Origin of the sequence: Pseudomonas spirodelae (genome assembly GCF_034653255.1) — a bacterium.
Classification (GTDB): domain Bacteria; phylum Pseudomonadota; class Gammaproteobacteria; order Pseudomonadales; family Pseudomonadaceae; genus Aquipseudomonas; species Aquipseudomonas spirodelae.
In genome coordinates this window covers 183,910-209,243 of the sequence record NZ_JAYEET010000048.1, presented here as the reverse complement: position 1 = coordinate 209,243, position 25,334 = coordinate 183,910, and the positions used below count along the sequence as shown (strand labels likewise).

Below are 25,334 nucleotides of genomic sequence, written 5' to 3'. Positions count from 1 at the left end.
ACGACGATGAATTTTTCGCAATACTTTATTCAGCGGCCGATCTTCGCCGCGGTGTTGTCCTTGCTGATCCTGATCGGCGGTGCCATTTCGCTGTTCCAGCTGCCCATCAGCGAATACCCGGAAGTGGTGCCACCTACCGTAGTGGTACGCGCCACCTTCCCCGGTGCTAACCCCAAGGTGATCGGTGAGACCGTCGCCTCGCCACTCGAGCAGGCCATTACCGGCGTAGAGGGCATGTTGTATATGTCCTCGCAGGGCACGGCCGACGGCAAGATGACCCTGACTCTGACTTTCGCCTTGGGCACCGATCTGGACAAGGCCCAAGTGCAGGTGCAGAACCGCGTTACCCGTACCATGCCGACCCTGCCCACCGAAGTGCAGCGTCTCGGCGTGACGGTCGACAAGGCCTCACCCGACCTGACCATGGTTGTGCACTTGACCTCGCCGGACGACCGATACGACATGCTGTATCTGTCCAACTACGCCGCGCTGAATATCAAGGATGAGCTGGCGCGCCTGGACGGTATTGGCGATGTGCAGCTTTTCGGTCTGGGCAACTACTCGCTGCGTGTGTGGTTGGATCCAAACAAGGTCGCCTCGCGCAACCTGACTGCTTCTGACGTAGTCAACGCTATCCGTGAGCAAAACCGCCAGGTCGCTGCTGGCTCGCTCGGTGCTCCGCCGTCGGATGCGGGTAACAGCTTCCAGCTATCGATCAATACGCAAGGCCGTTTGGTCACCGAGGAAGAGTTCGAAAACATCATTATCCGCGCCGGTGATAACGGCGAAATCACCCGTTTGAAAGACATTGCGCGAATCGAACTGGGCTCCAGCCAATACGCCTTACGCTCCCTGCTGAATAACAAACCCGCAGTCGCCATCCCGGTATTCCAGCGCCCTGGTTCCAACGCCATCGAGATTTCCGATGCGGTGCGCGTTCGCATGGCCGAGCTGAAGCAGAGCTTCCCGCAAGGCGTGGACTACGAAATCGTCTATGACCCGACCATCTTCGTGCGTGGCTCCATCGAGGCGGTGGTACATACCCTGCTCGAAGCCATCATCCTGGTGGTGCTGGTGGTGATTCTGTTCCTGCAGACCTGGCGCGCCTCGATCATCCCGCTGGCGGCCGTGCCGGTGTCGTTGATCGGTACCTTCGCTGTGATGCATATGTTCGGCTTCTCGCTCAACGCCCTATCGCTGTTCGGCCTGGTGCTGGCTATCGGCATCGTGGTGGACGACGCCATCGTCGTGGTGGAAAACGTCGAACGCAATATCGGCCTGGGCAAAACCCCGGTGGAAGCCACCAAACAGGCGATGAAGGAAGTCACCGGCCCCATCGTGGCCACGGCCCTGGTGCTGTGTGCGGTGTTTATCCCTACGGCCTTTATCTCCGGGCTGAGCGGACAGTTCTATCAGCAGTTTGCGCTGACCATTGCCATCTCCACGGTAATCTCGGCCTTCAACTCGCTGACCCTGTCCCCTGCCCTGGCCGCCGTGTTGCTGAAAAGCCACGATGCGCCCAAGGACCGCTTCTCCACACTGCTCGATAAGCTGTTCGACGGCTGGTTGTTCAAGCCGTTCAACCGCGCGTTCGACCGCGCCAGCCATGGCTATGTCGGTACCGTGAAGCGCGTGCTGCGCGGCAGCGGCATCGCCCTGTTCGTCTATGCCGGGCTGATGGGCCTGACCTACCTGGGCTTCGCCACGACACCAAGCGGTTTCGTACCGGCGCAGGACAAGCAGTACCTGGTGGCCTTTGCTCAGCTGCCGGACGCCGCGACCCTGGATCGCACCGAAGCGGTGATGAAAGATATGTCGGAAATCGCCGGCAAGCATCCAGGCGTGGCCAACACCATTGCCTTCCCTGGCCTGTCGATCAACGGCTTCACCAACAGCCCGAACAGCGGCATTGTCTTCGTCGCGCTGAAAGACTTCGACCAGCGCAAAGACGAAAGCCTGTCCGCCGGGGCCATTGCTGCTGAGCTTAACGGCCAGTTCTCAGGCATTCAGGAAGCCTACCTGGCGATCTTCCCGCCACCTCCGGTACAAGGCCTGGGCACCATCGGCGGCTTCCGCCTGCAGGTGCAGGACCGTGGCAACTTGGGTTACGACGAGCTGTACGTGCAAACCCAGAACGTCATCGCCAAGGCCCGCGCGCTGCCGGAGCTGGACCCGATGTCGGTATTCACCAGTTACCAGGTGAATGTGCCGCAGATCGATGCCGCCATCGACCGCGAAAAGGCCAAGACCCACGGCGTGGCGATCAGCGACATCTTCGACACCATGCAGATCTACCTGGGCTCGCTGTACGCCAACGACTTCAACCGTTTTGGCCGTACCTATCAGGTCAACGTGCAAGCCGAGCAGCAGTTCCGCCTGGAGCCGGAGCAGATCGGCCAGCTCAAGGTGCGCAACAATCGTGGCGAAATGGTGCCGCTGTCAGCGTTCCTTAAAGTCAGCGCCAGTTCCGGGCCGGATCGGGTGATGCACTACAACGGCTTCCTCACCGCCGAAATCAACGGAGCTGCAGCCCCTGGCTACAGCTCCGGCCAGGCCGAGGCGGCGATGGCCAAGTTGCTCAAGGAGGAACTGCCCAACGGCATGAGCTTCGAGTGGACCGACCTGACCTACCAACAGATCCTCGCCGGTAACAGCGCGATCTTCGTCTTCCCGCTCTGCGTACTGCTTGCCTTCCTGGTACTGGCCGCTCAGTACGAAAGCTGGAGCCTGCCGCTGGCGGTGATCCTGATCGTGCCGATGACCCTGCTGTCGGCCATTACCGGGGTCATCCTGGCGGGAGGCGACAACAACATCTTTACCCAGATCGGACTGATCGTACTGGTGGGGTTGGCCTGTAAGAACGCCATCCTGATCGTCGAGTTCGCCAAGGAAAAACAGGAAGAAGGCATGGACCGCGTCAGCGCCGTATTGGAAGCCTGCCGCCTGCGTCTGCGGCCGATTCTGATGACCAGCTTCGCCTTCATTATGGGTGTGGTGCCACTGGTGCTGTCCTCCGGTGCCGGTGCGGAAATGCGCCACGCCATGGGCGTTGCGGTATTCAGCGGCATGCTTGGGGTGACCTTCTTCGGCCTGCTGCTGACCCCGCTGTTCTATGTGCTGATCCGTGCTTTTGTGGAGAAGCGTGAAGCGAAGAAAGTGGCGCGCTTGCAGGAGGTGCAGGCATGAAAACACTCAATGCCAAGCCGCTGGCCATTAGCCTGCTGAGCTTTGCGCTGACAGCCTGCGCCGTCGGCCCTGACTACCAGAAACCGCAAACGGAGGCTGCCCAGCTGAGCGCGGCGCAAAGCAGCAACTACGATCGTTCGCGCTTCGAAGTCAGTTGGTGGCAGCAGTTCGATGAGCCGACCCTCAACCAGTTGGTGCAGCAGTCCCTGCAGGAAAACCGCCAGCTACGCGTGGCCTTTGCCCGCCTGCGTGCGGCTCAGGCTATCCGTGATGACCTCGGCAACGACCAGTTGCCGACCATCACCAGCCGCGCCAGCGGTGATTTCGGAAAAGCCCAGCAACCCGGCGTAACCGAGCAGCGCGTGCGCGGCGAGCGTTATGACCTGGGTCTGGACATGCTCTGGGAGCTGGATCTGTTTGGCCGCATCCAGCGACAACTGGAAGCCAGCGACGCCGAATTGGACGTGGCCGAAGCCGACTATCAGCAACTGCAGGTCAGCCTGATTGCCGAGCTGGTGGATGCCTACGGCAGCCTGCGCGGCGCGCAACTGCGCGAACGCATTGCCCGCGACAACCTGAAAAACCAGCAGGAATCCCGCGCCATTACCGAGCAACTGCGTGAGGCCGGCGTCGGTAGTCAGCTGGATGTGCTACGCAGCGATGCGCGTCTGGCCGGCACTGAAGCCAGCCTGCCGCAACTGCAGGCCGAACAGCAGCGCGCCAAGCACCGCATCGCCACCCTGCTCGGCCAGCGCCCTGATCAATTGAGCGTGGACCTCTCTGCTCAGGACCTGCCTGCCATTGCCAAAGCACTACCGGTTGGCGACCCCGGCGAGTTGCTGCGTCGCCGTCCAGATATCCGCGCCGCCGAACGGCAACTGGCCGCCGCTACCGCCAATATTGGCGTGGCCACGGCGGATCTGTTTCCACGGGTGAGTTTGTCCGGCTTCCTCGGCTTTACCGCCGGGCGTGGTTCGCAGCTGGGTTCATCGGCGGCGCGAGCCTGGGGTATCGCCCCGACCATCAGCTGGGCAGCGTTTGACTTGGGCAGCGTGCGTGCACGCCTGCGTGGGGCCGAAGCCGAAGCTGATGGCGCGCTGGCCAACTATGAACAGCAGGTGCTGCTGGCTCTGGAGGAGTCCGCTAACGCATTCAGTGATTACGGCAAACGCCAACAGCGGCTGCTCGCCCTGCTACGCCAATCAGACGCAAGCCGCGCCGCAGCCGAACAAGCCCGCGTGCGCTACCGCGAAGGTGAAGTGGATTTCTTGGTACTGCTGGATGCCGAACGTGAACGCCTCAGCGCCGAAGACGCCCAAGCACAGGCGGAGGTCGAGCTGTATCGCGCGATTGTCGCTATTTACAAGGCGCTTGGCGGGGGCTGGGAGCCTAACGCTTAACACTGTTTTTCAGAATTGGCTGGCTAAGCCAGCCAATTTCTCGCCCCAAGGCAGTTGCTCCTTGCCGTGGGGGTTTTTATTGGCGCTGAACAGAGCGGTCTACAGCTGCAGCGACTTCACGCGTTAAGCCGCTTCAATCGCCTTTGGCCTCTCTGCGCCAGGTTGCTTAGCGGCTGGCAGTTTTTTTCTTGGTGTTTGGTAGCAGGTGTGAGAACACCGCGTGCAAATCATCTGATGCGGTATCGCCGTCTAGGTTGAGTTTGGCGTCAACGCTGTCCATGTGGCGCATCATCAGGTCTACGGCCACATCCACATTGCCGGCCTCGATGGCATCAATCACCTGGTCGTGCTCGGCATCCGAGCAATGCGCACGGCTGTTGCTTTCATACAGGGCGATGATCAGCGAAGTCTGCGAAATCAGGCTGCGCAGAAAACCAAGCAGGGTCAGATTGCCAGCGGCTTCTGCGAGTTTGAGATGGAACTCACCCGACAGACGAATGCCCATACCGCGATCACCACGGGCGAAGCACTCGCGCTCATCTATGACCATCTGACGCAACGCAGCGATGTGCTCGGGCTTGGCGTTTTTGCAGGCCAGCTCGGTAATGGCGCGCTCAATCATGCGGCGCACATAGAAGATCTGCCGCGCTTCTTCTGCGCCAGGGCTGGCCACAACCGCGCCACGGTTAGGGCGCAGTAGCACCACACCTTCGTGGGCCAGGCGCGACAACGCGCGACGAATAATGGTGCGGCTGACGCCGAAAATTTCACCGAGGGCTTCTTCGCTGAGCTTGGTACCAGGCGCCAGGCGCTGCTCAAGAATGGCATCGAAGATATGGGCGTACACGACATCGTCCTGAGTCCCGCTACGAGTGGTTTTACCCTCGCGCGTCTGCTTCTTAAGAGGCTGCAATTGTTCGTTCATTGTGGCTCGCGTGGTCAAGGTTCGGCGGTTGCTCATGCAACTCCCCTGGATGTTGCCATCCTTGGCAAGCAGCAGTCAGTGAAAAGTTACAGATAAAAAGTCCTTGCATTGTACACAATGTAACCAATGCATGCATATCCACCAAAGCATAACAAGCCTGCGAACATGCATGTAAATCTGCTTTCAGGAGCATTCCCCTGTGCAGAGGCCAGGCCAATTTTTCCGAGACAGAGCCGTATGTCATTTTTTTGCTAAATCGCTACACAAACAAAACGCGGCTAAGCCCCGTCGATGGTATTTCGCCATGGCGTAATTGCATCGCTCAATAGCCTGAAAAACCTACCGAAACAAACAACTTAATGCGCTCTATGGGCCTCAGTGAAACAGCTGTTTAGGCTTGAATAAGCGAGCAGTACACGCCTTCGCCTTTACCAGAATCAGTGTTTGCTTTTTTTGTATACAACATCATAATCGGCCTCAGCGCGATTTCTTGACCTGATGGTCAGCTAAGTGCGCCAAAAACAAAAAACACCACCTACCTCAGAGGGCCGAACAGTGCGCGGTAAAGGCTTTGGGTGGCACACAACAAGAAATGAGGAATACCCCTGTGGAAAGCGCTAAACAAGAAAAATCGGCAACACCGCTACAAGGCCTGAGCAAACCTGGCTTGCTTGACCGCTTCTTCAAGCTGACCGAACACCGCACTAGCCTCAAAACCGAGGTGATTGCCGGCATCACCACGTTCTTTACCATGGTTTACATCATCTTCGTTAACCCCAGCATCATGGCAATCGCCGGGGTTGATCAGGGGGCCGCGTTTGTCGCGACCTGCGTTGGCGCGGCCCTAGGCTGTTTCCTCATGGGCCTCTACGCCAACTGGCCAGTCGGCCTGGCGCCCGGCATGGGCTTGAACGCGTTTTTTACCTTCACTGTCGTCGGCGACATGGGCTACAGCTGGGAAACCGCCCTGGGTGCAGTATTTCTTTCCGGCATCCTGTTTATGATCATGAGCCTGTCGCGCATTCGTGAATGGCTGCTCAATAGCATCCCCATGAGCCTACGCTTTGCCATGGGCGCTGGGGTTGGTTTGTTCCTCGGGCTGATTGGCTTGAAAACCGCCGGGATCGTTGTCGACAGCCAGGCCACGTTGCTGACCATGGGCAGCTTTGCCAATCCGAATGCACTGCTGGCCGCCATCTGCTTCCTGCTGATTGCGGTCTTAAGTCACCGCAATGTGTTCGGCGCGATCTTGTTCAGCATGCTGGCGGTTACGGGGATTGGCATGGCCATGGGTATGGTTGAGTACACCGGCCTGGTTTCGATGCCACCAAGCTTGGCACCAACCTTCCTGGCGATGGACATTGCCGGCGCGTTCCAGATTTCGATGATCAGCGTGGTGCTGTCGTTCCTCTTCGTGAACATGTTCGACACTGCCGGCACCCTTATGGGCGTTGCTCACCGCGCCAATCTGGTCGATGAAGACGGCAAGATTCAGAACCTCTCGCAGGCGCTGAAAGCCGACAGTACCTCCAGCGTGATTGGCTCTCTGGTGGGTTGCCCGCCGGTCACCAGTTATGTAGAAAGTGCTGCCGGCGTAGCCGCGGGTGGCCGTACCGGGCTGACGGCGGTAACGGTTGGTGTGCTGTTTCTGGCGGCGATGTTCTTTGCGCCATTGGCCGGGATGATCCCCGCCTATGCCACCGCTGGCGCGCTGATTTATGTGGCCATGCTGATGATGAGCGGGATGGCGCATATCGACTGGAAAGACAGCACCGATAGCATTCCCGCCATCGTTACCGTAGTGATGATGCCGCTGACCTTCTCCATCGCTAACGGCATTGCCTTGGGCTTCCTGACCTATGCAACCCTGAAGCTGCTAACCGGTCAGCGCGATAAAGTGTCAGTCAGCCTGTATGTGCTGTGCATCATCTTTATTGCCAAGTTCGCCTTCCTCTAAGGCTCGCGGGCTAACACCTAAGCCCCGGCACTTTATGCTGGGGCTTTTCATCAACTGGAGAATGGATAATGAGCCTGGATACCTGGCTGTTGTTTGCAAGCACTGCACTGGTGGTGATTTTGATTCCAGGGCCGCTGTCGCTGCTGATGGTGAGCAACAGCTTGAACGTTGGCCTGCGCCGCTCGGTGCCAGCGTTTATCGGCGGTGTATTGGCGTCGATCTGCCTGTTGAGCGCCTCGGCACTTGGCCTTGGTGCCCTGCTACTGGCTTCGGAGCAGCTTTTTAGCCTGCTGAAACTACTCGGTGCGCTGTACCTTTTCTATCTCGCTTGGCACAGTTGGCAAGCCTCGCGCCAGGCCTTTAAGCCTGTTGTTACCGATGAGCTGCCGGTCAACCCGAGTTATCGCGGCATGTTCTGGAAAGCCTTCGGGCTGGGGGCCAGTAACCCCAAGGATATTTTGTTCTTCGCGGCTCTCCTGCCGCAGTTTCTCAGCGCTGAGCGCTCCCTGCTTAACCAGTTGCTGGTGATGATCGCCACCTGGGCGGTGCTGGATCTAGCCTGCAAATTGCTCTATGCCCTGAGCGCCCAAGGTGCTGCGCGTTACCTGCGTTCGGGTAATGGCCAGGTATGGTTCAACCGTACCAGCGCTGCATTATTCGGTGGCGCGGGCGCTGCCTCGCTCCTCAGCCGCTAAGTACCGGTGCGGGCGAGCACGCTGAGGCGTCTGGCCTGCACATGAGGCGGTTTACGATTGAGGCAAATTGCAGACGAAAAAAAGCCCGCAGTGTGGGCGGGCTAGGGACTCTTAAATTGAGTCAGAGGGTGACAAGCATTCGGTTCAGCTACCGCGGTAGGTGGAGTAGCTGTAAGGGGAAATCAGCAGCGGGACGTGGTAGTGCTCCTGCCCGGCATCAATGCCAAAACGCAGCACAACAACATCGAGAAAAGCCTGCTCGGGCAAGGTAACGCCGCGCGCACGGTAGTAATCGCCGGCGTGAAAATGCAGCTGATACACACCGCTGCGGTAGTCATCACCCTGCAACACGGGGGCATCACAACGGCCGTCGTGGTTGGTGACAACGCTGTTAAGCAGTTCAAGCTGATTGCCGGCAACGCGATACAGCTCGATTTTCAGTTCGCTGCCAGGGCAACCATGGGCAGCATCCAGTACGTGTGTGGTCAATCGTCCCATCGCGTGTGGGCACCTGCGCAGACAAGCCAGCACAGACGCCACTCCTCCTCTACTTTATGGAATTCGGCAGATTTATCAGGCTAAGCAGCCTTGACTGAGCTGAAGCATAGCATGCAGAAAAACTAAAATAAGACAGTTTTATAAAAAACTGTACACAATATTATGCGCAATCAGTGTTTTAACCACCTCCTATGCGGTCAGAAGACAGGCTCTAAGCTATATAGATGCTGCTTTTGTGCAGCAAGAGCTGGCGCACTGGACAGTTTTTACCTTTCGGCAAGATTTAGAAAAATAAGTGATTTTTAGATTTACAAGATGCAATGTGTTTTGTATACAATTACCCCATCACGGTCGCGCCATGCATTTATGCCTGCCCAATGACCGCCACACATAGCAAGAAGGAAGACTGCAGTGAGCGCTGACTACCCTCGCGACCTGATCGGTTACGCCAACAACCCGCCCCACCCGCACTGGCCCAACAATGCACGCATCGCCCTGTCGTTTGTCCTCAACTACGAGGAAGGCGGCGAGCGCAATGTGCTGCATGGCGATAAAGAGTCCGAGGCGTTCCTGTCCGAGATGGTCTCTGCGCAGCCGCTGCAAGGCGCACGCAACATGAGCATGGAGTCGCTGTACGAATACGGCAGCCGCGCCGGCGTGTGGCGCCTGCTCAGCCTGTTCCAGAAGCACAACATTCCGCTGACGATCTTTGCTGTGGCCATGGCCGCGCAACGTCACCCGGATGTGATCAAGGCCATGGTTGCTGCCGGCTACGAGATTTGCAGCCACGGTTACCGCTGGATTGACTACCAGTACATGGACGAAGCGCAAGAGCGTGAGCACATGCACGAAGCCATCCGCATCCTGACTGAGCTGACCGGTGAGCGGCCGCTGGGCTGGTACACCGGCCGTACTGGCCCGAATACCCGTCGCCTGGTGCGTGAGGAAGGTGGCTTCCTGTATGACAGCGACACCTACGACGATGACCTGCCCTACTGGGACCCGGCCAGCACCGCGGCCAACCCGCACTTGGTGATCCCTTACACCCTGGACACCAACGACATGCGCTTTACCCAGGTGCAGGGATTCAATACCGGCGACGATTTCTTCCAATACCTCAAAGATGCCTTCGATGTGCTCTACGCCGAAGGCGTTGCCGGCGCGCCGAAGATGCTCACCATCGGCATGCACTGCCGCTTGCTCGGCCGCCCAGCTCGCCTGGCATCGCTGGCGCGGTTTATCGAATACGTACAGAGCCACGAGCAAGTCTGGTGCGCCCGCCGCGTCGACATTGCCAAGCACTGGCATGCGACCCACCCCTTTAACGAGCAGGCTAGCAAGGAGCTCTCGCAATGAACCGTTTTCAAACCCTGACCCCGTCGCAACTCAGCCGGGAAGAATTCGTCAGCGTATTTGCCGACATCTATGAGCATTCACCCTGGGTCGCCGAAAAAGCCTATGACCTGGGCCTGGATGACAGCATCAACGAAATCGACGGTTTGCATCAGCGCATGGCCGACCTGCTGCTCAGTGCCAGCCATGCTGACCAACTGGCCCTGATCAATGCTCACCCGGACCTCGCCGGCAAAGCCGCAGTCCAGGGTGAATTGACCGCCTCGTCGACATCAGAACAGGCCGGCGCGGGCATCCATGAATGCACCGCCGAGGAGTTTGTCCGCTTCACCACGCTGAATGATGCTTACAAAGCCAAGTTCGGTTTCCCCTTCATCATGGCGGTGAAAGGCAGCAATCGGCACCAGATCCTGGCGGCATTCGAGGAGCGTATTCATAACTCCCCAGAGCAAGAGTTCGCCTGCGCCCTGGCTGAGATCAACAAGATCGCGCTGTTCCGTCTGCAACAGCTGTAAACCGCAGAGGTCCTGCGCGTAGTCGAGTAAGCACCGTCGGACTCTGCTACCGGTCTAGTGACGTTAATCACGCCGGCGGCCAGCCGACATAAAGCCCACGCCTGGCAACAGGTATGGTTTATACGCAACCGATAAGAAGACCCACATGCGCAATTTGATCATTGAGCCATTAAGCAAAGAAGCGTTCGCCCCCTTTGGTGATGTCATCGAAACCGAAGGCAGCGAATTTTTCATGATCAACAATGGCTCGACTCGCCGCTATCACAAACTGGCTACGGTCGAGACCGCACAGCCAGACGATAAGGCGATCATTAGCATTTTCAGTGCCGAACAAGTGCCGATGCCATTGACTGTGCGCATGCTGGAGCGACATCCGCAGGGCAGCCAAGCGTTTATACCGCTGCTCGGCAACCCCTTTCTGATCGTGGTCGCGCCCGCTGGCGATGCACCTGTATCAGGGTTAGTCCGTGCCTTCCGTAGTAATGGTCGGCAAGGCGTCAATTACCATCGCGGCGTTTGGCACCACCCGGTGCTGACGATCGAAAAGCGGGATGACTTCCTGGTGGTTGATCGCAGTGGTTCTGGTAACAACTGCGATGAGCATTTCTTCACCGACGACGAGCAACTGCTCCTCGCCCCCCACCAATAAGAGAAGCCCAGACGCCGGCGTGTCGGCACTGGGAAAGAGGTACTGATTGTGGAAGCACATTTGACTGAGTGGCTCAACCTGAGCATTCGCTGGATCCATATGATCACCGGCGTGGCCTGGATCGGCGCATCCTTCTATTTCGTCTGGCTGGAAAACAACTTAAACCGCAGCAACCCGAGGGACGGCCTGTCCGGCGACTTATGGGCGATCCACGGTGGCGGTATCTACCACCTGGAAAAATACAAACTGGCCCCGCCTAAAATGCCGGAGAACCTGCACTGGTTCAAATGGGAAGCCTATTTCACCTGGCTGTCGGGCGTAGCCCTGATGCTGGTGGTGTACTACCTCAACCCAAGCCTGTATCTGGTCAAGCCTGGCGTTGACCTGGCCCCGGAACTGGCGATTGTCATTGGCTTCGGCTCGATGATTTGCGGCTATGTGGCTTACCACTTCCTCTGTGATTCGGCCTTGGGCAAGCGCCCAGCACTTCTGGGTGCCGTGCTGTTCATCCTGCTGATTGCGGCGGCCTATGGCTTCAGCCATATCTTCAGCGGCCGCGCTGCCTACATCCACGTTGGCGCCATCATCGGCACCATCATGGTTGGCAACGTGTTCTTCACCATCATGCCGGCACAGCGCGCACTGGTGAAAGCCATCGAAGATGGCACCACCCCGGACCCCAAGCTGCCCGCCAAAGGCCTGCTGCGTTCGCGCCACAACAACTATTTCACCCTGCCAGTGTTGTTCATCATGATCAGCAACCACTTCCCGAGCACCTACGGCAGCCAGTACAACTGGTTGATCCTGGCGGGCATCGCGATTCTGGCAGTATTGGTGCGTCACTACTTCAACACCCGTCATGACAGCAACAAATACGTCTGGACCCTGCCCGCTGCTGCACTGGGTATGATCTGCCTGGCGTTTGTTACTGGCCCAAGCATGAAGGCTGCCCCGGCGCCCGCGCCAAAAGCGGCTGAGATCACGTACGCTCCGGTCCCGGCTACAGCGGTTAGTGCTAACCCTGCGACTGAAACTGCAGAGCCGGCCAGCAGAGTTGCAGAGCCTGTTGCCACAGCCGTTGCGGGCGTTGAGTTTGCCAAGGTCAACAGCGTGATTCAGGAACGCTGCAGCGTGTGCCACTCGGCTACACCAAGCAGCCCGATGTTTAGTGTTGCACCCTTGGGTTTCATGCTCGATACGCCTGAGCAGATCAAGGGCCAGGCGGCGAAGATCCACGCACAGAGCGTTGCTTCGCAGATCATGCCACTGGGCAACATCACCCAGATGACCCAGGAAGAACGCGATCTGATCGGCGCCTGGATTGATCAGGGCGCGCAGATAAACTGATCCATGTAAATGCCGCGCTCAGCAATGAGCGCGGCATTTTTTTTGCCGTGCGTGTGTAACGAATAAGATTGACCCGGCATAGGCGCACAGACGCCTGCACCGAATAGCGACTTACAACAATAAAAGCGCCTGAGGTATTTGCATGACCCAGTTGAGTTCAACTTCGACCTGCGCGGTCGATCAACGCCTGCCCTTGCTCCAAATGATTCTGGTGAGTTTTCAACATGTGCTGCTGATGTATGGCGGCGCAGTGGCGGTGCCGCTGATCATCGGTGAAGCCGTCGGTCTGTCCCGTGAAGACATCGCTTTTCTAATCACCGCCGACCTCTTGGTCGCGGGTATTGCCACCCTCGTGCAGTCACTCGGCATCGGCCCCATGGGCATTCGTATGCCGGTGATGATGGGCGCCAGTTTTGCCGCTGTCGGCAGCATGGTGGCCATGGCCGGCTCGCCCGGTATTGGCTTGCCGGGAATTTTCGGCGCAACCATTGCCGCGGGCTTCTTCGGCATGCTGATTGCGCCGTTTATGTCGCGCATCGTGCATTTCTTTCCACCGCTGGTAACCGGTACGGTGATTACCGCCATCGGTTTATCACTATTCCCCGTGGCGCTTAACTGGGCAGGTGGCGGTAGCGCGGCCACTGAGTTCGGCGGTTTGCAGTACCTGGCAATTGCCGCTCTGGTGCTGGGAAGCATCTTGTTGATCAACCGGTTTTTACGCGGTTTTTGGGTCAACGTCTCCGTGCTGATTGGCATGCTGATCGGCTACGTGGTGGCGGGTGGCCTGGGTATGGTTGACCTCAGCGGCCTGGAGCAAAGCGCCTGGGTTGCAGTGGTCAAACCGATGCATTTCGGTATGCCGGAGTTTCACCTGGCGCCGATTCTCTCCATGTGCCTGGTGGTGGTGATTATCTTTGTTGAGTCCACCGGGATGTTTCTTGCCCTCGGTAAGGTCATAGGTAAAGAAATCACCCCTGAAATGCTCCGTCGTGGGCTGATGTGTGATGCCGGCGCCTCGTTCTTCGCGGGTTTCTTCAACACCTTCACCCACTCATCCTTTGCACAGAACATCGGTCTGGTGCAGATGACGGGCGTGCGCAGCCGTTATGTCACGGCCGCCGCTGGGTGCTTGCTGATTGGCTTGAGCCTGCTGCCTAAAGCCGCCTACCTGGTGGCCTCGATCCCTCCTGCTGTACTGGGTGGTGCGGGCATTGCCATGTTTGGCATGGTGGCTGCTACGGGCATCAAGATTCTGCAAGAGGCGGATATTGCCGACCGTCGCAACCAGTTGCTGGTGGCGGTGAGTATTGGCATGGGCCTGGCGCCGATTGTGCGGCCGGAGTTTTTCGCGCACATGCCGCTGTGGTTAGAACCCATCACACACAGCGGTATCGCCTTGGCGACCATCAGCGCAGTGCTACTCAACCTGCTCTTCAACATCCTCGGCGGGCCGGAACGCGCCGCGTTGCTCAACCCTCACCCGCACCACTAACCCCTCGTTTGTAGGCACCCACAGCCCGGTTTTCCGGGCGGTTTGCTGTGCGCAGATAGTGCCAATCCATACTGATCAACCAACCACGTCATGAGCACTAACTGTGCACGCGACTGCCTGACTGCTGATTCATTTTATGTGCACAATCATCAAATAAATTGTTTTCTCATGTGTACACAGGTTGCTATAGTCGAACCACTCTGAGCGCGCGGACACTGTTTTCGCCTCCAGAGCGGAGGCGCCGCGAAGCCTCGCCAAGCCCATGACCATATAAAAACAACTGGCAGGCTCAAATATGACCACGACTAGAACCCCTAGCGCCGCAGCGCCGTCTGCTCGCAGCAACGACCTGATCTACCAGCTGGATGATCGCCCCTCCTTTGGCCCCGCCCTCTTTGCTGCGCTGCAACACGTGCTAGCGAGTTTCGTTGGCGTCATCACCCCCACCCTGATTGTCGGAAGCGTGCTTGGCCTAGGTGCCTACGTGCCCTACCTGGTGAGCATGGCGTTGTTTGTGTCGGGCCTCGGCACCTTCGTTCAAGCCAAGCGTATTGGCCCGATTGGCTCCGGCCTGTTGTGCTTGCAGGGCACCAGCTTCGCCTTTTTGAGTGCGATTCTCAGTGCGGGGATGATCGTCAAATCCCGCGGCGGTAGCCCCGAGGAAATTCTCTCGACCTTATTTGGCGTGTGCTTCTGCGCGGCCTTCGTGGAAATCGCCTTTAGCCAGGTGATGACCAAATTGCGCAAAATCGTTACCCCGGTGGTGACCGGCACCATTATTTGCCTGATTGGCTTGTCGCTGATCAAAGTGGCCATGACCGACATCGCCGGTGGCTACGGCGCGCCAGACCTGGGCGGCTTGCATCACCTGGGGCTGGCGGCGCTGGTATTGTGCACAATCATCATACTTAACCGTTTCAAATCGCAGGTAGTGCGTCTCTCGGCGGTGATTGTCGGTTTGGCTCTTGGTTTCGTCGTAGCCTGGTACACCGGCCGCGTCGACTTCGCCAATATGGCGGATGTGCCGCTGGTCAGCGTACCGGTGCCCTTCAAGTTCGGCTTCAGCTTCGACTGGCTGGCGTTTGTACCCATCGCCGTAATCTTCCTGATCACACCGCTGGAAACCGCCGGCGACCTGACGGCCAACTCGATCATTTCCAAGCAGCCGGTACAAGGCCCGCTGTATCTACGACGGATCAAGTCCGGCGTACTGGCTGATGGCTGCAACTCGGCAATGGCAGCGGTCTTCAACAGCCTGCCGATGACCACCTTTAGCCAGAACAACGGAGTGATCCAACTTACCGGTGTTGCCAGTCGTCACGTGGGCTATTACATCGCAGGGATCTTCGTCCTGCTGGGCTTGTTCCCCGCCCTCGGCGCCGTGCTGCAACTGATGCCCAAGCCCGTACTCGGCGGTGCCACGCTGATCATGTTCGGCACGGTCGCAGTGGCCGGCATCCGCATTCTGGCTGAGGCGGGCCTGCATCGTCGCAACGTATTGATCGTGGCTATTTCCCTCGGGCTCGGCCTGGGCGTGGCCGCGGTACCAGGTGTGCTGTCGCAGATGCCGGACTTCCTGAAGAACATCTTCGGCTCGCCGATCACCATCGGTGCCCTGAGCGCCATCCTGCTCAACGTGTTCCTGCCCGAAGAAGACGCTCCGCAAGAAGACAATCTCTACGACCCCGAAGCGCATCTGCACACGGTGCTGCAGAACCCACATAACGATGAGCATGAACCGCTTGCGCATGCCTTGCGCGACCACGCGGGCCGCGCTCACAACGCCGGCTGAGCGACTTAGTTCGCGCCAGACACACCCGGCAGCTCGCTGCCGGGTGCAGAGAAACGATGCACGTCCCAATAATAAGGAAAATCGCATGAACTCAACGTATCTAGCCCGCTTAATCGCGCTGTCTGCCGGTATTGTCGGCTGTCAGCAGGCGGTCGCCGCTGACGCCCTGCTTTGGCAGAACAACAGCCTTTCTTACCTGTACGGCGAAAACTTCAACAGAGGTCAATACAACGCCGAACAGCAGAAAACCCAAACCACCTTCACAGCAGAACATGCCAGTGGCTGGGTGTGGGGCGATGTATTCGGTTTTGCCGACTACGTGCTGGCCGATAACAAGCAGTCGCGCCGGGGTGATTTCAATCACGAGAAAGACAACTTCTATTACGTCGAGTTTTCGCCACGCGTGAGCCTCAGCTGGTTGAGCGGTCAGAAGCTTGCTGCCGGCCCGTTGAAGGATGTCTACGCCGCCTTTACCTATGAGAAAGGCAATGGCGGCGCGGGTACAGAAAACTACCTGTACGGCATCGGCTCGGCCTGGAATGTCCCAGGCTTTGCTTACTTCAATGCCAACCTGTACCGGGTTAAAGCCAACAACAACGTCTATTTCGACAATTCGCGTGGCAACCACAACGCACACACTTACCAACTGACCCTCTCTGGCGCGGTGCCCTTCGCTGTCGGTGATCAGGACTTCCTGGTTGATGGTTTTATTGACTGGCGCGCCGGCACGTCGACCTCCAACACCCGCACCTCGGTCGGCTCTTCGATTCAGGTTAAATGGGATGCGGGCAAAGCCTTGTTTGGCGAGGGCCGTAAACTGTACGTCGGTACCGAGGTCAATATGTGGCGCAATCGCTACGGCGCCAAGCCGCTTGATGGCTCCGGTCATGGGTTTGATCAAACCGCATTCCAGGCGCTGGTGAAGTACCACTTCTAAGCACTTAACGCGGGTTGCCGGGTAGGCGGCAACCTGAACAAAAAGGGGATGGCATAACAGCCATCCCCTTTTTTATTGTGCGGCCCGAACGTTCAGCGGGCCGGCCTGCAGCAAACGTCATAAGAGGATCAATCAGGCCGCTTGATTAGGCAGCAACACGGTGGCCTATAACATCCCATAATGGTTGTGAGTGATGCCTTGGCGCATTAGATTAGCTAATTATGTTAGGCACCCATCATAAGCAGAAGGGATAAACATGGCGCTTACTGACCAGTCCACCCGTATCCGCGAAGGCGAAGAACTCGACGCTGCGGTCATCGACCAGTACCTCAAGGCGCATATCCCAGGCCTCACCGGCGAGCCACGCATCAGCCAGTTCCCGGGCGGGGCATCGAACCTGACCTACCTGATCGAATACCCAAATCAGGAACTCGTGCTGCGTCGCCCGCCGTTTGGTCACAAGGCCAAATCCGCCCACGACATGGGCCGTGAATACCGCATCCTCAATCAGCTCAACGCCGGCTTCCCCTACTGCCCGAAAGCCTATGTGCACTGCACGGACGAGTCGCTGATCGGCGGTGAGTTTTATGTGATGGAACGGGTCAACGGCATCATCCTGCGTTCCGAGATGCCGGCTGAGCTGAACTTCAGCGAAGAGCAAACCCGCAACCTGTGCAAAAGTTTTATCGACAAGATGGTTGAACTGCACAACGTCGACTATCAGGCCTGCGGTCTGGGCGACCTGGGCAAGCCCGAGGGCTATGTGCAGCGGCAAATCAGCGGTTGGAGTGACCGCTACGACAAAGCCCTGACGCCTGATGCGCCGCTGTGGGAGCCGGTCAAGGCCTGGCTCAAGGACAAGATGCCCACCGATCACTACAAGCCCGGCATCGTGCACAACGACTACCGCTTCGATAACGTGATTCTCAACCCGCAAAACCCGAGTGAGATTATCGGTGTGCTGGACTGGGAGCTGACCACCATTGGCGATCCGCTGATGGACCTGGGCAACACCCTCGCCTACTGGATCGAAGCCGCCGACCCGGCCCCGGTGCAACTGATGCGCCGCCAGCCGAGCAATGCCCCGGGCATGCTGACTCGCCAGCAGTTTGCCGACTACTACGCCGAACGTTCAGGCATTGAGATCAAAAGCATCGACTTCTACTACACCTACGGTCTGTTCCGTCTGGCCGGCATTGTGCAGCAGATCTACTACCGCTACTTCCATGGCCAGACTCAGGACAAACGCTTCGCGCAGTTCATTCAAATGAACAAGCTACTGGAGCAAATGAGCCTGCAGGTCATCCATAAATCGCAGCTGTAAATGGCCGAACAGGCCTCTTAATAAGAAGGGAAAAGCGCATGTCCAAAACGAATCTGTTCGACCTCGACGGCAAGATCGCCTTTGTCTCCGGTGCCAGCCGTGGTATCGGCGAAGCCATAGCCAAGCTGCTGGCGCAACAAGGCGCCCATGTGATTGTCTCCAGCCGCAAAATCGACGACTGCCAGAAAGTGGCTGACGCGATCATCGCCGATGGCGGCAAGGCTACAGCCGTGGCTTGCCACATTGGTGAAATGGAGCAAATCACCAACGTCTTCGCGCACATCAAGGAGCAGTTCGGCCGTCTCGACATTCTGGTGAACAACGCCGCCACCAACCCGCAGTTCTGCAACGTACTGGACACCGACCTGGGCGCATTCCAGAAGACCGTCGATGTGAATATTCGCGGCTACTACTTTATGTCCATCGAGGGCGGCAAGCTGATGAAAGCCAACGGTGGCGGCAGCATCATCAACGTGGCCTCGATCAATGGCGTTTCGCCGGGCGAGTTCCAGGGCATCTACTCGGTGACCAAGGCCGCGGTGATCAGCATGACCAAGGTTTTCGCCAAGGAATGTGCGCAGTTTGGTATCCGCTGCAACGCCCTGCTGCCGGGCCTGACTGACACCAAGTTCGCCTCGGCACTGGTGAAGAACGACGCCATTCTCAACCTCGCCCTGCAGCGTATTCCACTCAAGCGCGTAGCCGACCCGAGCGAAATGGCCGGCGCGGTGCTGTACCTGGCGAGCGATGCGTCCAGCTACACCACAGGCGTAGCGCTAAATGTCGATGGCGGTTTCCTCTCCTGAGGATTCAGCGGCCAACACCTCACCAGAGGGGCTAGTGCCTTTTAGATAAGCACTATGGCTTGACCTTTTGGCGTAACAAATCAGAATCCGCTGCCTGTGTTGGCAGCGGATTTTTTATGCGTGCCGTTCTGACAATGATGCATGGCGGGCCTATGGTGTGTGCTGTTCACGTCGAAAGGTGCGCTGCGTTGGCGTGATCCGCTTTGTCGCGCGACCTAATGATCCTCGCGCCCACAGGTTTAAGCCTAAATTGATACCGTAGACATAAGGTCCCGCATGCCGCGCTCAACTCAATTCTCTCTGGTGATCCTGCCAATCCTGTTGCTATTGGTCGCCATGACATCGATCCAGAGCGGCGCCTCCCTGGCTAAAGGCCTGTTCCCGGAAATCGGCGCAACCGGCACCACCGCCCTGCGACTGGGGCTGGGCGCACTGATTCTCTGCGTACTGATGCGCCCCTGGCAAGCGCAGCTGACCTTGAAGTCCTGCCGTTCGCTGCTGGCCTACGGGCTGTCGCTGGGCGGCATGAACCTGCTGTTCTACCTCTCGCTGAAAACCATCCCGCTGGGTATCGCCGTCGCCCTGGAATTTACTGGGCCACTGGGGTTGGCCCTGCTGTCGTCACGCCGCCTGCTGGACTTTGTTTGGGTCGCCCTGGCTGTTTTCGGCCTCTGGCTGCTTTTGCCCAGTGGCCTAAACCAGGTGGCACTTGACCCCGTGGGCATGGCCCTGGCTTTGGCAGCGGGGCTGTGCTGGGCGCTGTATATCGTGTTCGGGCAAAAAGCCGGGGCCGAGCACGGCAAACAGACCGTGGCTCTGGGCACCATCGTCGCGGCGCTGCTGGTGTTCCCGATTGGCCTGTGGCAGGCCGGCAGCAGTATGTTTTCTGTCGACCTTCTGCCGGTTGCCCTCGGCGTGGCGGTGCTGTCTTCAGCCCTGCCTTACAGCCTGGAGATGGTCGCCCTGACCCGCTTGCCAGCCCGCACCTTCAGCATCTTGATGAGCATGGAGCCGGCTATCGCCGCGCTCTCTGGGCTGTTGTTTCTCAGCGAGCGCCTGACGCTCACCCAATGGCTGGCGATCAGCGCCATTATCTTGGCCTCAGCCGGCGCCGCGGCGACCATCAAGCCGCAAGCCAAAGCGCTTTAGACCAGCCGGGCGCCGGTTTGGCTACCGCATAACGTGGTGAATGTGCAGAAGCTACGGCTAAAGCAGCCACTCGATCGGTAGCCAACTCAGCAGTTTGACCCCGGCGCGTTGCCAAAAGCCGGTCCCAGGCTCTTTATCCAGGCGCTCAACCTGCTCGCCCCGCTGCGCTAGCCAATACACCTGGCCATCCTCCGACAACTGCACCTGATAGGCACTTTGCAGCAGCCCCTCGTCAAATACGGCCTGGATCTGCTGGGCGAACTTGGGGCTCTGAATCACGAAGCCCAGCTCGGTATTAAGGCTTACCGAGCGCGGGTCAAAATTGAACGAACCGACAAACATCTGCTCGCCGTCCACGGCAAACGTCTTGGCGTGCAGGCTGGAGCCGGAGCTGCCAAAAGGGCCAGCTTTTCCCCGAGGTTTTGCTGTTGGCGAATCGCGGCGCATTTCGAACAGTTCAACACCGGCTTCGAGCAATGCCTTGCGGCGCTTGGCGTAACCCGAATGCACGGCCGCGACATCCGTGGCCTCCAGCGCATTGGTCAAAATACGCACGCTCACGCCCTGCTCCGTCAGCTCGGTAAAGGCTTTAACGCCAGCGGCTGTGGGCACGAAATACGGCGATACCAGCTCAACATGCTGCTGGGGTTGACCAAGGATCACCGCCAACTGTTTGCTCAGTAAGCCTTGATCAACAGCCTGCCCCAGGCCCTTGGCCGGGTCATCGCTGACGATGGTCGCGGACGCCCACTCCATCGGTAATTGACCGTCCACCAGTTGCTGGATAAACGGCAATTGGCGCAAGGCCTGCAGGTACTGTGCGGCGGCGGGTTCCTGCTCGACCTGGCTGGAGCGTGCTTGCAACTGCTGCAGACGCTCAGGCGGAGCCGCAGGCAAAAAACCGGAGACAGGGTAAGCACTGGCGCTCGCCCAATAGCGGTCAAAATCATTCGAGGTGGCCTTCACCACCGGGCCGATGGCCAGCACATCAAGGTCAGCGAACACCACGCCATCGCTGGCGCCGAAATACTCATCGCCGATATTGCGCCCCCCGACAATGGTGGCGCTGTTGTCGGCCGTCAGCGATTTATTGTGCATACGCCGGTTGGCGCGTGAAAAGTGCGTGATAAACCCCAAAGACTTAGGGCTGCGCAGCGAAAAGGGATTGAACAGACGCACTTCAATCAGCGGATGACTGTCCAGCGCCGCCAGCCATGAGTCGAGCCCCGATGTACCGTTGTCATCCAGCAGCAGGCGTACACGCACACCCCGCTGCGCGGCAGCGTGCAGTTCTTCGAGCAACAAGGTGCCAGTGATGTCATCGCGCCAGATGTAGTACTGCACATCCAGCGTTTTCTCGGCGGTGTGGCTAAGCAGTGCACGGGCGGCGAACGCATCCTGCGGGTCGGCCAGGGTATAAAACCCACTCAACTTACCGCGCTGCTCAAGCACCGGGGTAATACCGCGGCCCAAGGTAGTCTGCGCCGCCAGCTCGGGCGCCAGGGCAAAGGATGCCGGGCGGCCTTCCAGGGTTGGCAAGCTACAACCACCCAACAAGAGCGATATGCCTAGCGTGGCCGCGGCTTTGCAGCGTTTTGTCATCCCGGCCATCGTAGCGTCCTCAGCGTAAATCCAGTTCTGCAGCCTACCGAACTAGGCGGCAGGATGAAATCGTGCCGCCTAGTGAGCGCGCACTAAGCCTCAGCTTCATGGCTGAACTGCAGCTCCGCCAGGCGCGCATACAGGGGGTTGCTGATTACCAGTTCGTTATGGCTGCCAATGGCCGCCAGTTTGCCGTGCTCAATCACCGCGATGCGGTCGGCGCTTTTTACCGTGGCCAAGCGGTGGGCGATCACCAGCGTGGTGCGCCCCTGCATCAGCAGCGGCAGCGCTTGCTGGATCAGGTATTCACTTTCCGCATCCAGCGCGCTGGTGGCTTCATCCAGCAGCAGAATCGGCGCGTCCACCAGCAGCGCCCGGGCAATCGCCAAACGCTGACGCTGGCCACCAGAGAGCCCCAAGCCGGCATCGCCAAGGTGGGTTTGGTAGCCGTCCGGCAGCTTCATGATAAAGCCGTGGGCATGCGCGGCTTTGGCGGCGGCTTGCACTTCAGCCAGCGTCGCGTCTGTGCGGCCGTAGCGGATATTGTCCTCGACGCTGCCGAAGAACAGCGCTGGGTTTTGTGACACCAGGGCAAAGCTGCGGCGCAGGTCGGCGGGATCCAGCTGCTTGATCGGCTGACCATCAATCAGAATCCGCCCCTCTTGCGGGTCGAAAAACCGTAGTAGCAAATCAAACAACGTGGACTTGCCTGCCCCAGACGGACCAACCAGGGCCAGGGTTTCTCCCGGTGCGACGTCCAGGTCAATACCGTCAATGGCGAAGCTGTCGGGGCGCGAGGGATAAGCAAAGCGCAGCCCTTGCAGCTCAATACGGCCCTGCACCGGCTGAGCCAGCTGCACGCCATCAACGGCAGGCGGGGTGATTTCATTGCGTGCCTGGAGCAACTCGGCAATCCGTTCGGCAGCACCGGCGGCCCTTTGCAGCTCGCCGATCACTTCACTGAGGGTGCCGAAGGCCGAGCCGACAATCAGGCTGTAAAACACGAAGGCGGCCAGCTCACCGCCGGAAATCCGCCCGGCAATCACGTCCATGCCGCCGACCCAGAGCATCACCCCCACCGCGCCCAATACCAGCACGATGACCACAGTAATCAGCCAGGCACGCTGGGCAATGCGTTTACGGGCTGTGTCGAAGGCGGCCTCGGCGGACAGGCCAAAGCGCCGCTTATCTTCCGCTTGGTGGTTGTAGGCCTGCACGGTTTTGATTTGCCCGAGCACTTCGCCCACATAGCTGCCGACATCGGCGACGCGGTCCTGGCTCTGCCGCGAGAGCGCACGCACGCGGCGGCCAAAAATCAGAATCGGCGCCACCACCAGGGGCAAGGCCATCAGCACGATGCCGCTGAGTTTGGCGTTGGTCACCACCAGCAAGACACTGCCGCCAATCAGCATGATCAGGTTACGCAGCGCCATCGACAGTGAGGAGCCAATCACCGATTGCAGCAGCGTGGTGTCGGCGGTTAAGCGCGACTGAATCTCTGAGCTGCGGTTGCTCTCATAAAAGCCTGGGTGCAGCTCGATCAGGTGATTGAAGACGCGCTTACGGATATCGGCGACAAAGCGCTCACCGATCCACGACACCAGGTAAAAGCGCGTAAACGTGCCAATGGCCAAGGCCAACACCAGCACAAAAAACAGCCCGATGGAGTGCTGCAAAGCGGCCGGCGACTGGGTTGCCAGCCCCTGATCCACCAGCAGTTTGATGCCCTGCCCCATAGACAGGGTGATCGCGGCCGTGAACATCAGCGCCAGTAAGGCACCGAGCACGCGCCCACGGTACGGCGCGATAAAGCGCCAAGCCATGCGTAAGGCCGTGCGCTGACGGGAAGACAGAATAGAGGGCATAGACACTCACTGCGGGCGCTGACGCCGATTAGACAAGGACACGCATAGCGTTTAAGCCAGCCCACAGAGGACGTGGCCACACCGCGAATTAGACGCTTATAACAGAAGATGGGGCCGGGTCAGAGCCGCATCAAGCAACAGCGACCCTCAGTCATGCAGAAAACGTCGAGCTTGCTCAGCGCTGGGCAGCAGGCAGGTGTCATAGCGCCCGAATAACCGATACCGGTTACGGGCAATGCGCTCGTAACAGGCGTTACGTAACGCCCGCGGAATCAGCCGTAACCAGGCCAGCAAGCGCCAATAACCGGGGAGTTGGCCGACGATGCGCAGCAATGCATCGGTGCGCAGGTACAACACGCCAGACTCGACATAGACCATGCTCCCAAACCGCTCGGTGGGCAGCGCAAACCAGCGCAACAGCGCCTGCCCTTCAGCGGACTGCACACTCGCCAGACGAAACTGTTGCTGCGGATCATGGCGAATTAAAAACTTCACCCAGCCATTGCACAGCTTGCACACGCCATCAAACAGCACCACTCGTTCGCCGTTCTGGATGGACGGTGGCGGCACTTGATCGGTCATGTTCACCTCAGCCGATTACTGCAGCGGTTACAGCCCCACCGGGTAGAGCAGCTCTTCCTTATAGCCTGCCCATACGCGCACCACATCGGGGAAAGCCGCATCCAATTGCACGTCGCCACTGTCCACCAACAACGGCCGGCCTTCGAGCGTGCCGAGCTTGCGTTTGGTGGCGACTACCCGCAGGTGCTCAAGGCCGATGGCACGTAACACCCGCGGGCTGATCTGCTGATTACCCCGGCCGATGATATGGCCCTGCCCGCCAATGGCCGTGACCAACAGACGTGTTGGATGGCCATTAACCAGTTCAAACAGTTGCGCCTCGGTTACATCGCTGGCCAGTAGCTGACCGTTCTCGATCACATCCACGCCAAGTAGCGTGGTGGTCAAACCGAGGTTCTGCGCTAGACCGTGCAGGGTCGAGCCCGGGCCGAACACATAGCGCACATCGCTTTCCCAGCTGTCCTGCAGCCAATCTGCCAGGTCGCCGAGCACCAGTTCTTCGGATTCCACTCCGCCCTGCTTGACCTGCTGCACATAGCCGCCTTCCTGCGGCACCGTCAGTTCGCCATACCAGCGCGCGGTCACCCGACCTTCACGCAAAGCGCTTTCATCAATATCGCGCACTTCACCGCTGCTCAAGCGCACCAGGCCGCCTTCGACCAAACGGGCAGTCAGTTCGCCAGCGGCGCGCGGGCTAATGGCATAAACGCCAGATTGAATCTTCACCCCGGCAGGGATCCCAAGTACCGGCTGGCCTTCACGCACGGCCGCGCAGATATCGCGCGCGGTGCCATCGCCACCGGCAAACAGAATCAGCGCCACGCCAGCGTCCTGCAGCAGCGCCACAGCCTGGTGGGTGTCAGCAGCGCTGCTCGTCTCGGCTGCCAGTTCACCGACCACACGGTGGGCAAAGCCCATCACAGTGAGCAAATCAGCCCCCATAGGCCCGGGGAATGTGACGAACTCCAGGCGCTCGCGCAGCGGCAACAACACCTCAAGGGCGGTTTGCGTACGCTGCGCAGACTTGGCCTCAACCCCCAAGGCCAAGGCCTGCATCGCCATACCGTCACTGCCCTTGAACCCAGCTGGGCCGCCCAGCCCCGCCAGGGGATTGATGATCAAGCCAATATGGAAAAGCCCCATAACTCCCTCATGTTCAATTGCTGCCGGCATTCTGGCACAGTACCTGCTATGGGTATTTAGCCCTGTGTCTTGCGCCAGCTTTATGCCGTCGCAAGTGTCATAGCGCCGTCATCTAAC

General features: G+C 58.8%; 20 protein-coding genes. 14 read left to right on the top strand and 6 right to left on the bottom strand.

The window, feature by feature from the left end:
* Nucleotides 1-6 precede the first annotated feature (6 nt).
* Both SOP97_RS16590 and SOP97_RS16585 read left to right on the top strand, forming a co-directional pair.
* Nucleotides 7-3,186, top strand: coding sequence for an efflux RND transporter permease subunit (locus tag SOP97_RS16590; RefSeq protein WP_322950186.1), 3,180 nt, complete (start codon nucleotides 7-9; stop codon nucleotides 3,184-3,186).
* A complete protein-coding gene (locus SOP97_RS16585) occupies nucleotides 3,183-4,586 on the top strand; it encodes an efflux transporter outer membrane subunit (RefSeq protein WP_322950185.1) in 1,404 nt (467 codons plus the stop codon). Before SOP97_RS16590 ends, SOP97_RS16585 begins: the two co-directional genes overlap by 4 nt.
* A 166-nt stretch (nucleotides 4,587-4,752) precedes the next feature.
* On the opposite strand, the gene SOP97_RS16580 is transcribed toward SOP97_RS16585, so the two are convergent.
* Nucleotides 4,753-5,511, bottom strand: coding sequence for a GntR family transcriptional regulator (locus SOP97_RS16580; protein WP_274086525.1), 759 nt, complete (start codon nucleotides 5,509-5,511; stop codon nucleotides 4,753-4,755).
* Nucleotides 5,512-6,103: 592 nt separating this feature from the next.
* On the opposite strand from SOP97_RS16580, the gene SOP97_RS16575 reads away from it, so the two are divergent.
* The gene (locus SOP97_RS16575; RefSeq protein ID WP_411912079.1) at nucleotides 6,104-7,468 is read left to right on the top strand and encodes an NCS2 family permease; all 1,365 of its coding nucleotides are present in this window, start codon (nucleotides 6,104-6,106) and stop codon (nucleotides 7,466-7,468) included.
* A gap of 68 nt (nucleotides 7,469-7,536) precedes the next feature.
* Nucleotides 7,537-8,163 carry a LysE family translocator gene (locus tag SOP97_RS16570; RefSeq protein WP_322950184.1) on the top strand — a complete coding sequence of 209 codons (627 nt, stop codon included), beginning with the start codon at nucleotides 7,537-7,539 and terminating at the stop codon, nucleotides 8,161-8,163.
* Between the two features lie 144 nt (nucleotides 8,164-8,307).
* Here the strand turns inward: SOP97_RS16570 and uraH are convergent, their stop codons facing one another.
* Nucleotides 8,308-8,661, bottom strand: a complete 354-nt coding sequence (gene uraH, locus SOP97_RS16565; protein WP_322950183.1) for a hydroxyisourate hydrolase — start codon at nucleotides 8,659-8,661, stop codon at nucleotides 8,308-8,310.
* Nucleotides 8,662-9,072: 411 nt separating this feature from the next.
* Here uraH and puuE point away from each other — a divergent pair, with 411 nt between their 5' ends.
* From puuE to rhtA, 10 genes are all read left to right on the top strand, one after another.
* Complete coding sequence (puuE, locus tag SOP97_RS16560; RefSeq protein WP_274086529.1) at nucleotides 9,073-10,017, top strand: allantoinase PuuE; 945 nt, start codon at nucleotides 9,073-9,075, stop codon at nucleotides 10,015-10,017.
* On the top strand, nucleotides 10,014-10,529 hold the full coding sequence (uraD, locus tag SOP97_RS16555) for a 2-oxo-4-hydroxy-4-carboxy-5-ureidoimidazoline decarboxylase (RefSeq protein ID WP_274086530.1): 516 nt from the start codon (nucleotides 10,014-10,016) through the stop codon (nucleotides 10,527-10,529). The genes puuE and uraD overlap by 4 nt, the downstream gene beginning before the upstream one ends.
* Before the next feature lie 145 nt (nucleotides 10,530-10,674).
* A complete protein-coding gene (locus SOP97_RS16550; RefSeq protein ID WP_274086531.1) occupies nucleotides 10,675-11,178 on the top strand; it encodes an ureidoglycolate lyase in 504 nt (167 codons plus the stop codon).
* Between the two features lie 48 nt (nucleotides 11,179-11,226).
* Nucleotides 11,227-12,525 carry a urate hydroxylase PuuD gene (locus SOP97_RS16545; RefSeq protein WP_322950182.1) on the top strand — a complete coding sequence of 433 codons (1,299 nt, stop codon included), beginning with the start codon at nucleotides 11,227-11,229 and terminating at the stop codon, nucleotides 12,523-12,525.
* 142 nt (nucleotides 12,526-12,667) lie between these two features.
* Nucleotides 12,668-14,017, top strand: coding sequence for a nucleobase:cation symporter-2 family protein (locus tag SOP97_RS16540; protein WP_322950181.1), 1,350 nt, complete (start codon nucleotides 12,668-12,670; stop codon nucleotides 14,015-14,017).
* Between the two features lie 295 nt (nucleotides 14,018-14,312).
* Nucleotides 14,313-15,809, top strand: coding sequence for a nucleobase:cation symporter-2 family protein (locus SOP97_RS16535; protein ID WP_322950180.1), 1,497 nt, complete (start codon nucleotides 14,313-14,315; stop codon nucleotides 15,807-15,809).
* An 85-nt stretch (nucleotides 15,810-15,894) separates the two neighbouring features.
* Nucleotides 15,895-16,746: an outer membrane protein OmpK gene (locus tag SOP97_RS16530; RefSeq protein ID WP_322950179.1), complete on the top strand. Its 852-nt coding sequence runs from the start codon at nucleotides 15,895-15,897 to the stop codon at nucleotides 16,744-16,746.
* A 256-nt stretch (nucleotides 16,747-17,002) separates the two neighbouring features.
* A complete protein-coding gene (locus SOP97_RS16525; protein ID WP_322950178.1) occupies nucleotides 17,003-18,070 on the top strand; it encodes a phosphotransferase family protein in 1,068 nt (355 codons plus the stop codon).
* 38 nt (nucleotides 18,071-18,108) lie between these two features.
* Nucleotides 18,109-18,876 carry an SDR family oxidoreductase gene (locus SOP97_RS16520; protein ID WP_322950177.1) on the top strand — a complete coding sequence of 256 codons (768 nt, stop codon included), beginning with the start codon at nucleotides 18,109-18,111 and terminating at the stop codon, nucleotides 18,874-18,876.
* A 276-nt stretch (nucleotides 18,877-19,152) separates the two neighbouring features.
* Entirely contained in the window at nucleotides 19,153-20,025 is an 873-nt protein-coding gene (gene rhtA / locus SOP97_RS16515) for a threonine/homoserine exporter RhtA (RefSeq protein ID WP_322950176.1), read from the top strand.
* A 57-nt stretch (nucleotides 20,026-20,082) separates the two neighbouring features.
* On the opposite strand, the gene SOP97_RS16510 is transcribed toward rhtA, so the two are convergent.
* The 4 genes from SOP97_RS16510 to SOP97_RS16495 form a co-directional block, all read right to left on the bottom strand.
* Nucleotides 20,083-21,636, bottom strand: coding sequence for a phospholipase D family protein (locus tag SOP97_RS16510; RefSeq protein ID WP_322950175.1), 1,554 nt, complete (start codon nucleotides 21,634-21,636; stop codon nucleotides 20,083-20,085).
* An 83-nt stretch (nucleotides 21,637-21,719) separates the two neighbouring features.
* Nucleotides 21,720-23,492 (bottom strand): ABC transporter transmembrane domain-containing protein, encoded by a 1,773-nt coding sequence (locus SOP97_RS16505; protein WP_322950174.1) that lies wholly within the window; start codon nucleotides 23,490-23,492, stop codon nucleotides 21,720-21,722.
* A 147-nt stretch (nucleotides 23,493-23,639) separates the two neighbouring features.
* Nucleotides 23,640-24,074 (bottom strand): thiol-disulfide oxidoreductase DCC family protein, encoded by a 435-nt coding sequence (locus tag SOP97_RS16500; protein ID WP_274086541.1) that lies wholly within the window; start codon nucleotides 24,072-24,074, stop codon nucleotides 23,640-23,642.
* A gap of 27 nt (nucleotides 24,075-24,101) precedes the next feature.
* Complete coding sequence (locus SOP97_RS16495) at nucleotides 24,102-25,217, bottom strand: ATP-NAD kinase family protein (RefSeq protein ID WP_274086542.1); 1,116 nt, start codon at nucleotides 25,215-25,217, stop codon at nucleotides 24,102-24,104.
* Between the last annotated feature and the right edge of the window lie 117 nt (nucleotides 25,218-25,334).